20 protein-coding genes are annotated in these 15,819 nt (G+C 65.2%); 15 read left to right on the top strand and 5 right to left on the bottom strand.

Features of this window, described 5'->3' with window-relative positions:
- Positions 1 to 15: 15 nt before the first annotated feature.
- A complete protein-coding gene (locus tag C484_RS17255) occupies positions 16 to 537 on the bottom strand; it encodes an archaemetzincin family Zn-dependent metalloprotease (protein WP_006827170.1) in 522 nt (173 codons plus the stop codon).
- 39 nt (positions 538 to 576) lie between these two features.
- On the opposite strand from C484_RS17255, the gene C484_RS17250 reads away from it, so the two are divergent.
- The 7 genes from C484_RS17250 (at position 577) to npdG (ending at position 7,065) form a co-directional block, all read left to right on the top strand.
- Entirely contained in the window at positions 577 to 993 is a 417-nt protein-coding gene (locus C484_RS17250; RefSeq protein ID WP_049915599.1) for a UPF0146 family protein, read from the top strand.
- Positions 994 to 1,029: 36 nt separating this feature from the next.
- Positions 1,030 to 1,695 carry a DUF3267 domain-containing protein gene (locus tag C484_RS17245; protein WP_006827168.1) on the top strand — a complete coding sequence of 222 codons (666 nt, stop codon included), beginning with the start codon at positions 1,030 to 1,032 and terminating at the stop codon, positions 1,693 to 1,695.
- A 68-nt stretch (positions 1,696 to 1,763) separates the two neighbouring features.
- Entirely contained in the window at positions 1,764 to 2,690 is a 927-nt protein-coding gene (locus C484_RS17240; RefSeq protein ID WP_006827167.1) for a TIGR01548 family HAD-type hydrolase, read from the top strand.
- Positions 2,691 to 2,767: 77 nt separating this feature from the next.
- On the top strand, positions 2,768 to 4,384 hold the full coding sequence (locus C484_RS17235) for an FAD-dependent oxidoreductase (protein WP_006827166.1): 1,617 nt from the start codon (positions 2,768 to 2,770) through the stop codon (positions 4,382 to 4,384).
- Positions 4,385 to 4,402: 18 nt separating this feature from the next.
- Complete coding sequence (locus tag C484_RS17230; RefSeq protein WP_006827165.1) at positions 4,403 to 4,693, top strand: hypothetical protein; 291 nt, start codon at positions 4,403 to 4,405, stop codon at positions 4,691 to 4,693.
- Positions 4,694 to 4,805: 112 nt separating this feature from the next.
- Positions 4,806 to 6,251, top strand: coding sequence for a hypothetical protein (locus C484_RS17225; RefSeq protein WP_006827164.1), 1,446 nt, complete (start codon positions 4,806 to 4,808; stop codon positions 6,249 to 6,251).
- A gap of 142 nt (positions 6,252 to 6,393) precedes the next feature.
- On the top strand, positions 6,394 to 7,065 hold the full coding sequence (gene npdG / locus C484_RS17220; protein ID WP_006827163.1) for an NADPH-dependent F420 reductase: 672 nt from the start codon (positions 6,394 to 6,396) through the stop codon (positions 7,063 to 7,065).
- Between the two features lie 201 nt (positions 7,066 to 7,266).
- Here the strand turns inward: npdG and C484_RS17215 are convergent, their stop codons facing one another.
- Positions 7,267 to 7,569 carry a thioredoxin family protein gene (locus C484_RS17215; protein ID WP_083860886.1) on the bottom strand — a complete coding sequence of 101 codons (303 nt, stop codon included), beginning with the start codon at positions 7,567 to 7,569 and terminating at the stop codon, positions 7,267 to 7,269.
- A gap of 197 nt (positions 7,570 to 7,766) precedes the next feature.
- On the opposite strand from C484_RS17215, the gene C484_RS17210 reads away from it, so the two are divergent.
- The 5 genes from C484_RS17210 (at position 7,767) to C484_RS17190 (ending at position 10,016) form a co-directional block, all read left to right on the top strand.
- The gene (locus C484_RS17210; RefSeq protein WP_006107604.1) at positions 7,767 to 7,928 is read left to right on the top strand and encodes a preprotein translocase subunit Sec61beta; all 162 of its coding nucleotides are present in this window, start codon (positions 7,767 to 7,769) and stop codon (positions 7,926 to 7,928) included.
- Between the two features lie 106 nt (positions 7,929 to 8,034).
- Positions 8,035 to 8,661 (top strand): pyridoxal 5'-phosphate synthase glutaminase subunit PdxT, encoded by a 627-nt coding sequence (gene pdxT / locus C484_RS17205; RefSeq protein WP_006827162.1) that lies wholly within the window; start codon positions 8,035 to 8,037, stop codon positions 8,659 to 8,661.
- 171 nt (positions 8,662 to 8,832) lie between these two features.
- Entirely contained in the window at positions 8,833 to 9,300 is a 468-nt protein-coding gene (locus C484_RS17200; protein WP_006827161.1) for a bifunctional nuclease family protein, read from the top strand.
- Positions 9,301 to 9,585 carry a phosphoribosyl-ATP diphosphatase gene (gene hisE / locus C484_RS17195; protein ID WP_006107601.1) on the top strand — a complete coding sequence of 95 codons (285 nt, stop codon included), beginning with the start codon at positions 9,301 to 9,303 and terminating at the stop codon, positions 9,583 to 9,585.
- Between the two features lie 83 nt (positions 9,586 to 9,668).
- Positions 9,669 to 10,016, top strand: a complete 348-nt coding sequence (locus tag C484_RS17190) for a four-helix bundle copper-binding protein (RefSeq protein WP_006827160.1) — start codon at positions 9,669 to 9,671, stop codon at positions 10,014 to 10,016.
- Between the two features lie 21 nt (positions 10,017 to 10,037).
- On the opposite strand, the gene C484_RS17185 is transcribed toward C484_RS17190, so the two are convergent.
- On the bottom strand, positions 10,038 to 10,448 hold the full coding sequence (locus tag C484_RS17185; RefSeq protein ID WP_049915617.1) for a DUF5518 domain-containing protein: 411 nt from the start codon (positions 10,446 to 10,448) through the stop codon (positions 10,038 to 10,040).
- Between the two features lie 85 nt (positions 10,449 to 10,533).
- On the opposite strand from C484_RS17185, the gene C484_RS17180 reads away from it, so the two are divergent.
- Together C484_RS17180 and C484_RS17175 are read left to right on the top strand one after the other, a co-directional pair.
- Positions 10,534 to 11,577, top strand: coding sequence for an NOG1 family protein (locus tag C484_RS17180; protein WP_006827158.1), 1,044 nt, complete (start codon positions 10,534 to 10,536; stop codon positions 11,575 to 11,577).
- A gap of 105 nt (positions 11,578 to 11,682) precedes the next feature.
- Positions 11,683 to 12,072, top strand: coding sequence for a hypothetical protein (locus C484_RS17175; protein ID WP_006827157.1), 390 nt, complete (start codon positions 11,683 to 11,685; stop codon positions 12,070 to 12,072).
- A gap of 21 nt (positions 12,073 to 12,093) precedes the next feature.
- Here the strand turns inward: C484_RS17175 and C484_RS17170 are convergent, their stop codons facing one another.
- Entirely contained in the window at positions 12,094 to 13,386 is a 1,293-nt protein-coding gene (locus tag C484_RS17170) for a TIGR00341 family protein (RefSeq protein WP_006827156.1), read from the bottom strand.
- Between the two features lie 174 nt (positions 13,387 to 13,560).
- On the opposite strand from C484_RS17170, the gene engB reads away from it, so the two are divergent.
- Positions 13,561 to 14,178, top strand: coding sequence for a GTP-binding protein EngB (gene engB, locus C484_RS17165; protein WP_006827155.1), 618 nt, complete (start codon positions 13,561 to 13,563; stop codon positions 14,176 to 14,178).
- A 214-nt stretch (positions 14,179 to 14,392) separates the two neighbouring features.
- Here engB and ddh read toward each other — a convergent pair whose 3' ends face one another.
- The gene (gene ddh / locus C484_RS17160) at positions 14,393 to 15,421 is read right to left on the bottom strand and encodes a D-2-hydroxyacid dehydrogenase (RefSeq protein ID WP_006827154.1); all 1,029 of its coding nucleotides are present in this window, start codon (positions 15,419 to 15,421) and stop codon (positions 14,393 to 14,395) included.
- Positions 15,422 to 15,819 lie beyond the last annotated feature (398 nt).

Below are 15,819 nucleotides of genomic sequence, written 5' to 3'. Positions count from 1 at the left end.
AGCGGGGAAAACGGTTCAGCGAACGAAGCGTTGGCAACTGCCACAGAGGTTCTCTTCTTTGATGTCGACTTCGCGGACGGTCGGCGAGAAGTTCATCACGCAGCGGTTGTTGTCACAGTGTTCGAGCCCGTAGGTGTGGCCAATCTCGTGGACGATTTCCTTGCGGACGCGGTTCTCGAAGATTTCGCTTGCACTCTTGTTCGAAAAGCCGCCGTCGCTCGAGGTTTGCAATCGATAGGTCGAGACGACGCTGCCGCTGCCGTCGAGATAGGCGAGTCCGAAGACATAGTTCCGGCGGCGGTAGAAGAGGTCGTGTGGCGTGACGGCGATATTCTTCCCTCCGCGGCCGACACGTTCTGCAAGTTGGATGAACGCCTCTGCGGAATACTGATCGCGCCCGGAGTCGTACGCCCCGCCCGGCACTGGCTGGGAATCGGTGACCGAAACGTCGCAGTCGTAGACCGATCGTAACGCCGAGGACGCTGCCCGTTTGACCGCTGCGGGGACATTGCCGACCGGCACGATGTCGACGAGCATGACAAACGCTATGGTCGCTTCGCTCATAAACGTCCCGCCATGGGCCACACTCGGCGAAATCTACCGACGATGACAACTATCCTCGCAGCATACGATCGACTCGTCGAGGTGGGGATCGGCCGACGAACCGAGCTGGCGGCGACGCTGGCGGAACGGGGCCACACCATCACAGCGACAGATATCTATCAGCGAGACGTTCCCGAACGAGTTCAGTTCGTCCGAGACGACATCGTCGATCCCAATCTATCTGTCTACGCCGACGCGGACGCGATCTACGCCCGGAACCTGCCGCCCGAACTGCACCGGCCGGCCCGGGACGTTGCCCGCGCCGCCGACGCAGCGTTTCTCTTTACGACGCTCGGCGGCGACCAACCGGCGATTCCCGTCGAGCGACAGACGATCCAAGCTGGAACGCTGTACGTGAGCACGCACCCCGAGTCGAGCCGAGACGCATGAATTAACAGCACCGGGGACGTTGCTTCGAACCGACGCGTGCTCCCCGATACTGTCCTGTCCCTCCTCGCAATACTGCTCGTGACCGTCGTTCTCGCGGCCGTCATCGCCGGCTTCGGCACACTGCTGTGGTTCGCCCTCGAACTCGCGACAGCCCCCGGCGTCGTCGTCCACGAGTTCGCCCACGCGATAACCTGCCGGGCCGTCGGCGTCCGCGTTCACGAGGTCGTCTACTTTCGCCTCGGCGACCCCGCCGGCTACGTCCGCCACGAACAACCGGACCGGTACCGCGACGCGTTCCTCATCGGCGTCGCGCCGTTTCTCGTCAACACCGTCGTGGCGCTTGTCGCCTGTCTCGCCTTCGCCGAACTCGCGACGGGGACCGGTGTCGTGTCGCCGACGGGCGGCGGATTCCCCGCGGTTGATCCGGTGGGCGTCTCCCGGGAGATGCTGATCGGCATGGCCGCCCTCGGCTGGCTCGGGCTCGCAGTCGGGATGCAGGCGTTTCCGAGCACCGGCGATGCGAACACGCTCTGGGCGCACGCACGAGCCAAGTGGCGGCGGTCGCCGCTCGTCCTGCTCGGGGTTCCGGTCATCCTCGTGATCTACGTCGCGAACGTGCTCTCGTGGCTGTGGGCGGACGTACTCTACGCGGTCGCATTGTTGCTCGTCGCGTTCGCCGTCGCTGGCACGCCGCTGCTTTGAGCGCGGGCAGGTCCGTCGCGCCGGCCGAATCCGACCGCCTTTATTCCCGCCGGCCCGTTCGAGCGCGTATGACCGAGCACGCAACCGCGACCGACACGGCCACCCTCGCCGCAGACGCCGTCGTCCTCGACATCGACGGCGTGCTCGTCGACGTGGCCGACTCCTACCGGCGCGCGATCGTCGAGTCCGTCGAGTTCGTCTACGACCGGACGATCCGCAAGGCGGACATTCAGCAGTTCAAAGACGCCGGCGGGTTCAACAACGACTGGGAACTCACGCACGCCGGGGCGCTCTACGTTCTCGCAACGAGCGAGGGCTACGACGCGTCGATCGACGAGTTCACCGACGCCATCGCCGCCGAGGGCGGCGGCCTCGAAGCGGCCGAAACCGTCGTCCGCGACGGAATCGGCGCGCGCGCAACCCAGCGCGTGACGAGCCGCTGGGACCGCGAGCGGCTTCGAGACGTCTTCCAGCAACTGTATCTCGGCACCGAACTCTACCGCGCACTCGAGGGTGGCGAACCGGACGCCGAACTCGCCGACGAGTCCGGATTCATCCACGACGAGCCGGTACTGCTGTCGGCGGAGACCCGCGACCGGCTCGTCGACGCGTACGATGGCGCGGTCGGCGTGCTGACCGGGCGACCGAAAGCCGAAGCTGAACTCGCGCTCGATCGGGTCGGGCTGGCGGACGAAGTTTCCGTTGAGCACCGGTTTACGATGGACGACTGGGAAGAGGGCAAGCCGCACCCGCGGGCGCTGACGACGCTGGCCGATCGGTTCGACGCCGAACGCGTTGTCTTCGCCGGCGATACGCTCGACGATATCAGAACGGCGACGAACGCGAACGAAGCGGACGCTACTCGGGAGTACCACGGTATTGGCGTCCTGACGGGCGGTCTCACCGGCGAAGACGGACGACGGAAGTACGAGGCGGAGAACGCGTCGGCCGTCCTCGAATCGGTGAACGACCTGCCGGCGCTACTCGGGGCATAATCGCCGGCTGCGCGAGCGAGCCAGCACGTTCGCACGCCCGTTTTTTAGCCGTCGTCGGTGTAGCCCGCGCCAGTCCTATGACCGGTTCTGACCCCGACCCCAACCCCGATTCCGACTCCGATCCCGACCGATTTTCCTGCGATCCCAACCTGCCCGGCGAACCGAGCGCGCTCTGGCTCGCGGAGCCGCCCGAAGCGAAACCGGACCGCGAGTCGAGGCGCGGCGGTGGCGGGCGTCCGCTCACGGCCGACCGAACGGTCGACGTGGCGGTCGTCGGTGCGGGAATCGCCGGCCTTTCGACGGCGCTCGAACTGCGCGAGCGGGGGAAGACGGTCGCCGTGCTCGAACGAGACCACGTCTCGGCGGGGATCACGGGTAAGTCGACGGCGAAGGTAACGAGCCAGCACGGGGCGATCTACGACCACTTGCGCCGCGAGTTCAGCCGGCGGGCGGCAAGGCAGTACGCGACGGTGCAAGAGGACGCGATCGATGCGGTCGAGCGACGGATCGACGAGTTCGGGATCGACTGCGGGTTCGAGCGCCAGTCGTCGTACCTGTACGGAGACAGTCGCGACAAACTCGAGCGCGAGGCCGACGCGGCGCAGGATGCGGGACTCCCGGCGACGCTCGTCACGTCGGTGCCGCCGTTCGAGCGAGCGCAGGCCGCGGTGCGGTTCGACGAGCAGGCGTGGTTTCACCCGCGCCGGTATCTGCTCGGGATCGCGGACGTGCTCCGCGAAGATGACGGAGCCAGGGTATTCGAACGGACCCGCGTCACGGCCGTCGAACCGGGAACGCCGTGTCAGGTCCGGACCAAAGAAGCGTCGGTGACGGCCGAGCGGGTCGTCCTCGCGACCGGGTTTCCGATCCTCGACCGCGCGGGGTACTTCGCGCGGATGCACCCGAAGCGGTCCTACGTGCTCGCGCTTCGACTCGACGGGGACCCGCCGGACGGGATGTACTATCGAAGCGGCGACAACTACCGCTCGGTGCGAACCTATCGTGGCGACGAGGAGGAACTCCTGCTGGTCGGCGGGGAGAACCACAAGACGGGCCAGGGCGGCTCGACCGTCGACCGCTACCGGCGACTCCTCGAGTGGGCCCGCGAGCGGTTCCCCGTCGAATCCGTGGCGTACCGCTGGTCGAACCAGGACTACAAGCCGGTCGATCGAGTGCCGTTCGTCGGTCGCGCCGGTGCCGGCACGCCGAACGTCTTCGTCGCGACCGGATTTCGCGGCTGGGGCATAACCAATGGCGTCGCCGCCGGCCGGCTGCTCGCCGCCCTCATCGACGGGCAGAAGCCGCCGGAGCGGAAGCTGTTCGATCCCCTGCGGTTCACGCCGAAGCCCTCGGCCGGGAAGACCGTCACCGAGAACGTCGACGCGATGAGCGAACTCGCGACCGACTGGCTCCGGACGATGCTCGCGTCCGGATCGCTCGAACTCGATCCCGGCGAGGGGACGGTGATCCGCCGCGAAGGGACGCCCGTCGCCTGCGCGCGAGACGCCGACGGCGAACTTCACACGACCTCGGCCGTCTGTACACACATGTACTGTCTCGTCGAGTGGAACGACGGCGAGTGTAGCTGGGACTGCCCCTGCCACGGCTCGCGGTTCGCTCCGGACGGGGACCTACTGGAGGGCCCGGCAAACGAGGGGCTGTCGAACGCAGCCGACGAACTCGAACGGGAGTGAGTTCCGTCGAGGCCGGGTATGAACATCCTGGCCGTCAAACGACCGACCACGATGACCGGCACCACGCTCGACGACATCGCGCGGCAACTCGAGCGCGCAACCGAACTCGAGGACGAGGAGGCGCTCTCGGTCCTCCGGACGGCCCGCGAGGACCTGCAAGCCCTCGGCAACGACCCCGATACCGACGAGGACCGGCGCACCGAACTGGTAACCCGCGTCGAGCAGCGGCTCCGGGAAGTCGAGAACCGGGACGCCTACGGCAGCGGCCTCGGTGCCGCGATGAATCCGGACGAGGACGAGGCCCCATAGGCCGCTAGTACGTTCGGATTCGGGACGATAGTCCCTCACTGAGATCGCTAACACGACGTTGAGACCGCAACGATCACCGCGGTTTTTCCCCCGATCGCCGCGAGTTCAGTCGATGACTGGACCGACGCGACGCAGACTGTTGCGGACGGCCCCGGGCGTCGTGCTCGCGCCGGCGCTCGCGGGCACATGGCGGGGCGACGGGTCGGGATCGGGCGGATCGGTGGGTACTGGTGAGAGGGGAGGGCAGGGACGACCACAACCACGACCCCGAGCGCGGGAGCAGGCACAGGCACAAACGCAGGACGCACTCCGCGTCTCGATCACCGAAACGAACGCGCCGCTGCCCGCCGGGGAGTACCTGCGGGTGACGACCGCGCTCGAAAACACCGGGACGGACGCGATCCGGACCGAGGCCTCGCTGCTCGTCGGCGACGACGAAACGCGCGTCTCGCGCCGCGGACTGACCATCGAAGCCGACCGGACCAGAACGATCCGGCAGGGGTTCTACACCTATCCCGTGCCCCGAAACGACGAGTTCACGATTCGGGTTGCAGCGGGCGGGCAGTCGTCGGACCGCCGCGTCGGCGTCGCCGCCGCCTCGTCGGTGCCAGCCGCGCGGCCGAACGGTGAACTCGCTGTGCAGCCGGGGACGGCGGTGTTGTTCGAGGCCGAAGCCGTCGATCCGGACGCCTCACAACGGACCGTCTGGTGGGTCGACGGGGAACGGGTCGGCGGCGGCGTCGGCGGGCCCTGGGTGTCGACCTACTACGCCGAACGCGGGGCACACTACCGGTGGCACGAGTTCGAGTCGAGCGGAACGCACGACGTGACGGCGGCCGTACTGCCGGGCACGGCACCGATCGCGGAGCCGAGTCGGGAGACATACGCGGCCCGCTGGCGCGTGGACGTAACCGACGGCGGGGCTGCACCGCCGACCGTCGAGGGTGTGCGGCCACGCGAGCAGGTCGTGTCGATCTCCCCGACGACACCGACCGAGTTCGAACTCGTCGCCACCGATCCGGACGGGAGCCTCGACAGCGTCGTCTGGTGGCTCACCCAGTCCGACGTCATCCTCGACGTGACCGAACTCGAGGGGGCGCGCGACACCGCGACGATTTCGCTGTCGTCGGGCTGTCACACCTGTACCGTCCTTCCGTGGGTGATCTGCACCGACGGTACAGTCACCGCGCTCGAATCCCGTTGGGAACTCGACGCGCGAAGCGGGGAGAACGACGGCGACGGCAATGGAGACGGAGAAAACGGCAGAATCGCCGTCTCGATTCAAGAAACGAACTCGCCGGTCGACGCGGGCGAGTTCCTCACCGTCACTGCGGTCGTCCGGAATGGCGGCTCCGAAACGCGAACGACGACCGTTGAACTCGTCGTCGGCCACGATCCGACGGTCGTCGAGAGTCGGTCGGTAACGCTCTCGGGCGGCGAGCGCCGGCAGTTACAACTCGGCTACGAAACCTATCCGACCACGCAGAACGAGCAGTTCCCCGTCCGCGTCGTCAGCGACGCCGACGCCGCCGAGACGACAGTTCGCGTGCTCGCCTGAGAGCGCGCGGATGGACCGCCGTACCGAAACCGGACGGATGGGCCCTCGACGACCACCGGACGACGAGTCAAGTAGCGAACCGCTTCCGGCGAGATACACCGCCCCCCGACCCTTTATTCGAGTGCCCCCACGAGTGAGACGCATGCGAATCGCACTCCTCGGCGGAACCGGCGACATCGGCGAAGGTCTCACGCTCCGCTTCGCTCGCGATACGGACCACGAACTCCTCGTCGGCTCCCGCGACCCCGAAAAGGCCCGCGACGCCGTCGACGACTACAAAGCTACACTCGACTCACACGCCGTCGACGATCCCGACATCAACGGCTTCGGCAACGAGATGGCCGCGGATCGAGCCGACATTGCTATCCTCAGCGTCCCACCCTACTACGCCGGTGATACCGTCGACGCCATCGACGGCGTCCTCGATGCCGACACCGTCCTCATCACCCCCGCCGTCGGCATGAAAGGCGACGAAGACGGCATGCACTACCACCCGCCGGGTGCCGGCAGCGTCAGTGAACTCGTCGCCCAGCGCGCACCCGATGAGGTCCCCGTCGTCGGCGCGTTCCACAACCTCGCCGCCGGCAAGCTCGCGGATCTCTCCGCGGAGTTCGACCTCGATACGCTCCTCGTCGGGGACGACGACAGCGCAAAGGAGACCGTTCGGTCGCTCGCAAACGAGATTGACGGGCTGCGCGCACTCGATGCGGGGCCGCTCGCGAACGCCGCGGAGGTCGAAAGCGTGACGCCGCTGGTCATCAACATCGCGAAGCACAACGACGAACTGCACAACGTTGGCGTCAAGTGGGTCTGATACGGTCTCCTGTACCGATTTCCCAGCACACTCGCAGGACGAGTCGCGACTGGGCCGGAACCGACTGACAGCGGTCCGTACGAGGCACCCACAGTAGTCCGTGGCGCGTTTCACTTGTGTCGAAGTGGTTGCAGGAAGAAATACGGAGCGCGATTGAGCCGCTGCTATCGGATCGAAACCGAAGAGCTGCAGAAATCGCGCTTATGCGCCCGCAGATTCGAGGGCGTCCTCGAGGTCCCCCCGCTGGGTGACACCGACGAAACGCTCGACGATACCGTCGTCGTTCTCGATAATGAGCGTCGGTAGCGATCGAACCTGGTATTCGTTGGCAACGTCTTGCTGTTCGTCTACGTTTACCTTCTCGACATCGAACCGGCCGTCCCAGTCGTCTTCGAGTTCTTCGAGGATGGGGTCCTGTGTCTTGCAGGGACCACACCAGTCCGCGTAGAAATCCTTGAGCGTGACAGTCATACGGTTCAGCGCTAGTTGCCACGCGCGGCGCATAAGGGTTTCCCAGTCGTAGCCGCTTGCCGGCTCTCCGTACTGCGGCGGGTGACTTTGCCACCGGGCGGCATTGCTGTCAGGTTGCAGGACAGCGGTACGCGATGACCGTGCGGCACAGAACGAACCGGTGGACTGACCGTCGGCCGGGCCACTCCGAGAGTCGAAAGGTTTAGTTCCGGGAACCCGTACAGGCGAGTATGGATAAAGGACAGAACACCGGCGGGCTAATGTCCAGCGCCGGACTCGTCCGCTACTTCGACTCCGAGGACTCGAACGCAATTCTCATCGACCCAAAGACGGTTATCGCGACGGGCGTCATGATCGGCGTCCTCATCCAGCTTCTGACGCTCGTCTCGTAAGTCCCGTAAGTCTCGGAAGCGCTACCGGTTCTCTCGCGACACCCTCGGCCAGCGATTGAATCGGCGCGTCGCGTCCTTTTTGACTCCGGTGTTCGTAGGCCCGGCTATGACACTGCGCGCCGGTGTCGTCGCCGTTCAGGGCGACGTTGCAGAACACGCAGCCGCGATCGAACGTGCGGCCGCGGCTCACGACAGAACGATCGATATCGAGGAGATCCGTACCGCTGGAGCCGTCCCCGACTGCGACGTGCTCGCGCTACCCGGCGGCGAGTCGACGACCATCTCCAGACTGCTCCACGACGAGGGTATCGCCGCCGAAATCGAAGCTCACGTCGCCGCGGGCAAACCCCTGTTTGCCACCTGCGCCGGACTGATCGTCGCCGCAACCGACGCCGGTGACGACCGCGTCGACGAACTCGGGCTAGTCGACGTAACCGTCGAGCGAAACGCCTTCGGTCGCCAGGCGGACAGTTTCGAGGCCCCGCTCGACGTGCAGGGACTCGCGGACGACGCGCCGTTCCCGGCAGTATTTATCCGCGCGCCCGCGATCGACGATGCGAGTTCAGCAGCGGTCGACGTGCTGGCGACGTGGGACGGGCGGCCGGTCGCGGTTCGAGACGGGCCCGTCGTTGGCACCGCGTTCCATCCGGAGTTGACGAGGGACAGCCGGATTCACGGCCTGGCGTTCTTCGAGAACGACGACGCCGTTCTCCCGTCCGCAACCGCCGAGTAACGGCGGGAAATCGGCTCGGACGGACCGCGAGGAGTGCAGCGCCGCTGTCAGCCTGCCCAGATACAATGTCGGGCGGCACGCGCGGCGGTCGCCCCGCCGGGTGAGCGGTGGGACGCTGTATGCATTCGCAACCGGACATGTTTTTCCTCCCGGAGACCCAACGAGAGGGATATGCAGGCAGCTATCGACGCAGTCCGTGTCGCTGGGACGCCACAGGGCCCGGTCCCAGTCGTCGTCCTCGATATCGACGATGAGGACGATGTCGTCCCCATCTTCATCGGATTCACCGAGGCGACCAGTATCGCCCGCGGTCTCGAGGCCGAGGACATCGGCCGACCGCTGACGCACGATCTCTTGCTCGACGTGATCGAAGAACTCGGGAGTCGCATCGACCGCGTCGTCGTCACCGAAATCGAAGACCGGGACGACGGCCAGGGCGGCACCTATCTCGCGGATCTGTACGTCGAGACGCCGCGCGGCGAAACCGTCATCGACGCCCGGCCGAGCGACTCCCTTGCGCTCGCCGCCCGGACCAACGCCTCGATCGAAGTCAGCGACGCCGTCTTCGAGGACAGCCGTGACGACAGTGAGAAGTTCGACCAACTCGAAGACATCCGCAACGTCTCCGGTGATCTATAAATGGAGGATACACTCGACGAACTGTTCGCCGTCATCGAGGATCGCAAGGAAACCCTACCCGACGACTCCTATACCGCCTCGCTTTTCACCCACGAGAAGGGCGAAAACGCCGTCCTCGAGAAACTCGGGGAAGAAGCGACTGAACTCGTTCTCGCCGCGAAAGACGACCAAGAGGACGAAATCGCCGCCGAAGCCGCCGACATCGTCTACCACCTGCTCGTTTTGCTTTCGATGAAGGACATGTCTCTCGACGAACTGGAGACTGAACTCGAGGCGCGCCGCTAGTCGGAAGTCGGTGGGGCGGTTAAGGAAACGCCTGCAGTCGCCCGTCACACGTTCATGCCATTCGACGATGACGAGTTCAGGTGATGGCACTCGACAAACTCGAGCATGCAGACGAGCAGATGCAGGAGTGTATCGACAACTGTCTCGACGCCGCGCAGGTCTGTGAGTGGTGTGCCGACGCCTGCGCCGGCGAGGGCGAGGAGATGGCTCGGTGTATCAGGCTCTGCAGGGACGTCGCCGACATCGCGTCGCTTCACGCTCGCTGGATGGCGCGGAACTCGGGCTACCACGCTGAACTCGGGGAAATCTGCGCTGACCTCTGCGAGGAGTGTGCCGAAGAGTGCGAGCAACACGATAACGAGCACTGCCAAGCGTGTGCAGAGATTTTGCCGGAGTGTGCCGAGAGTTGCCGGGAGATGGCATCGGCGTAGTCGGGCGATTGGGCGGCCAACTTAGCGGCGACGGCCACGAGCGCGCCCGGACGATTGAGATCGGGGATTAAACAGCCCGCCGACCGCGCCGGCGAGCGCGCTCTCAAGCGCCAGGATGAACGAGACGAGCAGCGCGGCGAGGAGAATACCGATGCCGGCGACGCCCGAGAGGAGGCCGCCGATGGGCCCGGCAGCCCATCCCGTCAAGGCGACGAGGAGGGCAAGAAGGACGCCGACGACGATACCGCCGAACGCACCCGCTAACAGCCCGTGCCAGAATCCGCGTCCGAGGCCGCCGCCCGCGAGATACCCCGCGACGAAGCCGCCGGCCAGTCCCGCAACGAACTGACCGATGCCGGGGATTGCGAGTCCGACGATGCTGAGGACCGTTGCGACGAGAAAGCCGATAATAACGGCATGCCAGTCTGTCATCGTAGCCGTCCGTTCGCGACGTGTGCGCATAAGCCCTCGCCGCGTAACGAACGACCTTTTAAGACCGCGCGTCCTACCTGTGAGCATGATTTTCGAAGACCTTCCGACGACGCCCACGTCGGAAGAGTTGATCGACAAGGCGTTTTCGCGGGCAGCACGGGCCGGCAAGGCCAAAGGCGGCCTCGAAGCCCAGCAGTCCATGCTCCAGACCGCGGCGAACATCATCTCCGATAACCTCGAAAACGTCGTCACGGCCTGGCCCGACTTCGAGTACGACGCCCACCCGTTCTACTACGAACTCGCCGACGCCATCGTGGACGTAGATGCGCTCCGCCAGAGCCTCTCGGAAGTGATGTGGGCCAGCCGGAAGGCCCGCGAGATTCACGAGGAGTACCAGCCGCGGCTGCGAAAGACCGATGTCGACACGGCTCGCAAGCACCGCAAACAAGCCTTCGCGCGGCTCGCGGACATCGTCGAACAGGTCGACGACCACCTGCTGCAGATCAACGAGGCACGAAACGACCTGCGGGACCTGCCCGAAATCAATCCGGACGAACCGACGATCGTCGTCGCCGGTTATCCGAACGTCGGCAAGTCCTCGTTCGTCAACGACGTCACGAGCGCCCGCGGCGAGACCGCCTCGTACCCGTTTACGACGAAGGGGATCGGCCTCGGCCACTTCGAAGGGGCGGACTTGTCCGCCGACTCAGAGCGGACCGATCGGTCCGCGATGCGCGACCACATCCGCTACCAGATCGTCGATACGCCCGGCCTGCTCGACCGACCGCCGGCGGAGCGAAACGAGATCGAATCCCAGGCCGTCAGCGCCATCGAACACCTCGCCGACTGCATGCTCGTCATGCTCGATCCGAGCGCCGAATGCGGCTACCCGCTCGACTCGCAACTCGAACTTCGGGATTCGATCGCCGCCCAGTTCGAGACCGTCCCCGTATTGACGATCGCGAACAAGACGGACCGAGCCGAAGTCTGGGACGATAGCCGGACCGACGCGATGAACGCGGATTACACGATGAGCGTCGAAACCGGCGAGAACGTCGAGACCGTCCTCGAGGCTGCCGTCGAGGCGGTCGACTACGAACCCACGTTACCGTTCGAAGAGGAGCAATGAGCGTCGGCCGTACCAGCCACTGGAAAGTGTCGGCTACCGCGGGCGGAGCGAACGCCGAGTAACGCGGCCGAGTATCGAGTACCGAATCGATCGAACCGGGTACACATGAAAGGACCAGGACTGTTCGACATGCTCCAACTCGCGGCCGGGTTCTCGATGGCCGGCCCGATGTTCGTCGTCGGCTTCGAGTTCATCCGTACGGACCGGATCATCGGTGGTGGAATCTTTCTGGTTCTGGGGGTGCTGACGCTTTACTTGCCGACGTACGTTATCAACAGAATCGGCGGCCCGCGGGCGTGGATTCGGCGGCGATTCGAGCGACGGCGCTGGCTCGGTGGCGGCGGTGGTGAGAGCGGCGGTGACGGCGACGGTAATAGAAACACCGGCAGCACCGGACGCGACGATGGATCGAGTTCGGACAACCGGGCTGGCGGCCGCGAGCAAACGACCGAGTCGGGAGGGAGCGGTCGGCTCGAACGGTTGTTCGGTCGGTGAGCGGGAAGGGTCCCGCGGCGATCACCGTTCGACCAGCCCGATATAGCGGATTTCGACGCCGACCTGTTCGGAGGTGTGGCGGTTTATCCGCTCGGCCAGCGTGTCTGCGATGCCGGGTTCCGGTTCGCCCGGCGGGCCGCCGATCCGAATGATGACGCGTTCGGGGCCGACGAACGGGTACTCGTCGTCGGTGATGACGTTCACACCGAGAAGTTGGTACTCCTCGAACGCTGGCTCCTCGAGGACGAGTTCAGCTTCGGTCTGGGCGTTCTCTTCGAACGTGGCCAGCGTGTACGACGAGTAGGTGATCCCGCCGAGGAAGACGGCGAAGACGAGGACGATGACGCCGAGAGCGACGACGCGTTTACGAACTCGTTGTTCGGTTTCGGTCAGGGAGAACAGGCTTTCGGGGCGATAGCCGACGTACCAGAGCGTCAGGAGGCCGGCGAGGTTCACGGAGAGGACGTTGACGAGGACGAGCGCCGTCGAGCCGATGGCAGCGGACGGTTGGCCCCAGGCGATGGCGACGCCGGCGGCGGCGGCGGGCGGAATGAGCGCGGCCGCGATCATCACGCCGACGAGTGCCACGGAGATGCCGGTAGCGATGCTGACGATGCCGGCGACGCCGGCACCAAGGGCGACGGCAAGAGAGAGGAGATCCGGCGTCAGCCGCTCGGAAATTTCGTCGACGGAGCCGATATCGAGCCCGGGTGGAACGACGTTCGTCGTCCGGACGAGCCAGGCGAAGACGGCTGCAGCGGCGATGGCGAGGACGATACCGACGAGTTGGTAGAGGACGCTCTCGGTGAACAGTTCTTCGTCGTCGATCACGGAGCCGACGCTCGCGCCGAGTGCGGGGCCGATCAACGGTGCGATGACCATGGAGCCGACGACGACGGCGGACGAATCGAGTAGGAGACCGGCGGTCGCGACGACGGCGCTGACGATCGTCATCGTCGCGTAGACGCCGAAGGTTGGGGTCAGCGAGTCGGCTTCCGCCAGGAGTTCCTGTCGGGAGATGCGGTCGGATTCGACGTCGCCCTGTTCGTACTCGTCGCGAAGCGCCTCGAACCGGCGCGAGATGACTGTTTCGGCGTCGACGACGACGGTGTAGGCGTCCTCGTCGATGCCGGCCTCCTGGAGGTCGTCGAGGACGGGTTCGACCGCCGGGGTGGGCAGCGGAAAGTAGACGACGGCGGTGTACTCCCGGCCGCTGTTCTCGTCGGTGACGACGTAATCGATCTCCCGTTCGTCGAGCGTCTCGAGGATCGTCTGTCGCTCTCCTGTCGGAACCGTCAACTGGACGAGGCGCACGTGCGCTCCTGAGTATGTCTGCAGGCATAACTTCAGGGATTGCGTACACGAACTTCCCCTCCCTGCAGCCGAGTTCAGACTGAAGGGACCGAGTCAACGGCGGACGGGGCGAAGGGATCGGAACGGCCGATCCGTCGCGGTGCTTATAAATCCGCGAGCGGTCTACGAATGGGTATGTTCGATACCCGTCCCGACCGCGAGGCCGAAGTCGCCCTGGTCGGTCGCTCGAACGTGGGCAAGTCGACGCTCATGCGCGAGGTGACCGGTCACAGCTTCGATACCGGCGGCAATCCAGGCGTTACCCGCAGCCCAAACCACTACGACTGGGCCGCTGAGGACTTCGTCATCAGCGATCTTCCCGGCTTCGGCTTCATGAGCGGCGTCGACGAGGAGCACCGCGAGCAGATCAAGACGGACATCGTCCAGTACCTCGAATCGCACGCAGATGATATTCTCGTCGCAATTTTGGTCGTCGACGGCAAGAGCGTCATCGACATCATCGATCGCCACTCCGGCCCCGACGAGATTCCCTACGATGTCGAAATGTTCCACTTCCTGCGCGACCTCGGGATTCCGGCCGTCGTCGCCGTCAACAAGATGGACAAAGTCGACGACCGCGACGAGCGACTAGACGAACTCTGCGATCGCCTCGGGCTGTTGCCACCCTGGAAGCAGTGGCAGGAAACCATCGCGCCGATTACCGCAAAGAAGGGACAGATTAGCTCGCTGAACGAGGCCGTCCGCGAGCACTTACACGACCAGAAACGGGACGACCTGTTCAAGTTTTTCTAAGTACCTTTTTACTGCGGGTCCTCCCTCACTTCGTTCGGTCGAACCGCTTGCAAAAATCTACGATAAAAAAACCGCCTCGGCGGACGATGTCCGCTTCGGCGGTGAACCGCTCGCTTCGGTCGCGGATGCGCTACCGGGAGATAACCCAGTCAGCCGAGACACGGGTTTCACCATCCGTTTTGGCCGAAGTTAGTTTTCGAAGACGATCGGTCTATTAGACGATCCGATTGACGAACGGCTCGTCGTCCGCGAGTCGCTCGACGTTCTCGAAGACGAGTTCAGCGACATCGCGGAAGTAGTCCACCGTGAAGGCTCCGCAGTGGGGCGTGACGATCACCTCGTCCATCCCCCACAGCGGCGAGTTCTCGGGGAGCGGTTCGGTTTCGAAAACGTCGAGCGCCGCGCCGGCGATCGAGTTGGATTCGAGCGCGTCGATCAGCGCGACCTCGTCGACGACGGGGCCGCGGCCGACGTTGACGAGATACGCGTCCTCGCGCATGGCGTCGAACACGTCGGCGTCGACCAGGTGGTGGGTGTCGTCGGTCAACGGGAGCGTGACGATGACGAACTCGGCGTCGGCGATAGCGTCGCGGCGGTCGTCGGTCGCGTAGACCTCCTCGAAGCCGGGGACGGGGTCGGCCGACCGTCGAACGCCGGTCACGCGCATATCGAGCGCGCCGAGGACATCGGCGACGCCGCTGCCGAGCGTCCCGGTGCCGAGGACGCAGGCTGTCTTCCCGGCGAGCGTGAACGCCTCGTCCCACTCGGGCTGGTCCCAGCGGCGGTCCTGCTGGGCGGCAACGTGGGCGTGGAGACGGCGCGCGAACGAGAGGAGATAGCCCGCGACGGTCTCGCCGATGGACCGACCGTGGATGCCGGTGCTGTTGGTGAGGACGACGTCGTTCGCCCTGAACTCGTCGAAGGGGAAGCGGTCGACGCCGGCCTGGATCGAGTGCACCCAGTCGAGGTCGAGGAACGCCTCGCGGTGGTCGAGGGTGACGACGGCGTCGCAGTCGGAGATTTGGTCGTCGCCGATCACGTCGACGGCCGTGGAAAGGTCGGCGAGTTCGGTCGCGAGTTCAGTCGGTGGGAAGACGGTGGAGACCGAGTCGTGGATGCCAAGGTGGTCGAGGTCGATAGCGGGAGGAGCTGTGTCCGCGGGTGTGTCGGTGTCTGCGTTCGGTTTCGTGTTCGTGTCCGTGTCTGCGTCCGCGTCTGCTGCGTTCGGTTCGCGGGTGGGCATACGCGGTGGTACGAACGAGCGGACGTTCAAGCTTTGCACGGTGCCGTCGCTCTCGACTGGTGGTTCTGAAAGGCGGCTCGGGAAAAACCCTCGTCACAAGGGGCTCGGTGGGGGTAACACTTCGTCACGGCCGCCGACGGAGCGTACTCGGCGGATGACTTTCCGTCTGTCGGTCCTGTGTGGCGGTCTCGTCTGCACNGGGGGTAACACTTCGTCACGGCCGCCGACGGAGCGTACTCGGCGGATGACTTTCCGTCTGTCGGTCCTGTGTGGCGGTCTCGTCTGCACTCGCTCGAACGAACTCGAAGCGAGCGACAGCACCCGTTCGGACGCTCCTTCCGTCTTTCGAGCGGTAGATATAAGGCCCTACCAGTTAACAATTAGAACGGAAGCCGCTA

Source organism: Natrialba taiwanensis DSM 12281, from assembly GCF_000337595.1.
GTDB lineage: Archaea > Halobacteriota > Halobacteria > Halobacteriales > Natrialbaceae > Natrialba > Natrialba taiwanensis.
Note: the sequence above shows the minus strand (reverse complement) of the source record. Positions and strands in the feature narration are given on the sequence as shown.

Bases quoted from the DNA above. Each gene is read 5' to 3' on its own strand.
- C484_RS17255 (WP_006827170.1), bottom strand. From the start codon at position 537: ATGCTCGTCGACATCGTGCCGGTCGGCAATGTCCCCGCAGCGGTCAAA.
- C484_RS17250 (WP_049915599.1), top strand. From the start codon at position 577: ATGGGCCACACTCGGCGAAATCTACCGACGATGACAACTATCCTCGCA.
- C484_RS17240 (WP_006827167.1), top strand. From the start codon at position 1,764: ATGACCGAGCACGCAACCGCGACCGACACGGCCACCCTCGCCGCAGAC.
- C484_RS17235 (WP_006827166.1), top strand. From the start codon at position 2,768: ATGACCGGTTCTGACCCCGACCCCAACCCCGATTCCGACTCCGATCCC.
- C484_RS17230 (WP_006827165.1), top strand. From the start codon at position 4,403: ATGAACATCCTGGCCGTCAAACGACCGACCACGATGACCGGCACCACG.
- C484_RS17225 (WP_006827164.1), top strand. From the start codon at position 4,806: ATGACTGGACCGACGCGACGCAGACTGTTGCGGACGGCCCCGGGCGTC.
- npdG (WP_006827163.1), top strand. From the start codon at position 6,394: ATGCGAATCGCACTCCTCGGCGGAACCGGCGACATCGGCGAAGGTCTC.
- C484_RS17215 (WP_083860886.1), bottom strand. From the start codon at position 7,569: ATGCGCCGCGCGTGGCAACTAGCGCTGAACCGTATGACTGTCACGCTC.
- C484_RS17210 (WP_006107604.1), top strand. From the start codon at position 7,767: ATGGATAAAGGACAGAACACCGGCGGGCTAATGTCCAGCGCCGGACTC.
- pdxT (WP_006827162.1), top strand. From the start codon at position 8,035: ATGACACTGCGCGCCGGTGTCGTCGCCGTTCAGGGCGACGTTGCAGAA.
- C484_RS17200 (WP_006827161.1), top strand. From the start codon at position 8,833: ATGCAGGCAGCTATCGACGCAGTCCGTGTCGCTGGGACGCCACAGGGC.
- hisE (WP_006107601.1), top strand. From the start codon at position 9,301: ATGGAGGATACACTCGACGAACTGTTCGCCGTCATCGAGGATCGCAAG.
- C484_RS17190 (WP_006827160.1), top strand. From the start codon at position 9,669: ATGGCACTCGACAAACTCGAGCATGCAGACGAGCAGATGCAGGAGTGT.
- C484_RS17185 (WP_049915617.1), bottom strand. From the start codon at position 10,448: ATGACAGACTGGCATGCCGTTATTATCGGCTTTCTCGTCGCAACGGTC.
- C484_RS17180 (WP_006827158.1), top strand. From the start codon at position 10,534: ATGATTTTCGAAGACCTTCCGACGACGCCCACGTCGGAAGAGTTGATC.
- C484_RS17175 (WP_006827157.1), top strand. From the start codon at position 11,683: ATGAAAGGACCAGGACTGTTCGACATGCTCCAACTCGCGGCCGGGTTC.
- engB (WP_006827155.1), top strand. From the start codon at position 13,561: ATGTTCGATACCCGTCCCGACCGCGAGGCCGAAGTCGCCCTGGTCGGT.
- ddh (WP_006827154.1), bottom strand. From the start codon at position 15,421: ATGCCCACCCGCGAACCGAACGCAGCAGACGCGGACGCAGACACGGAC.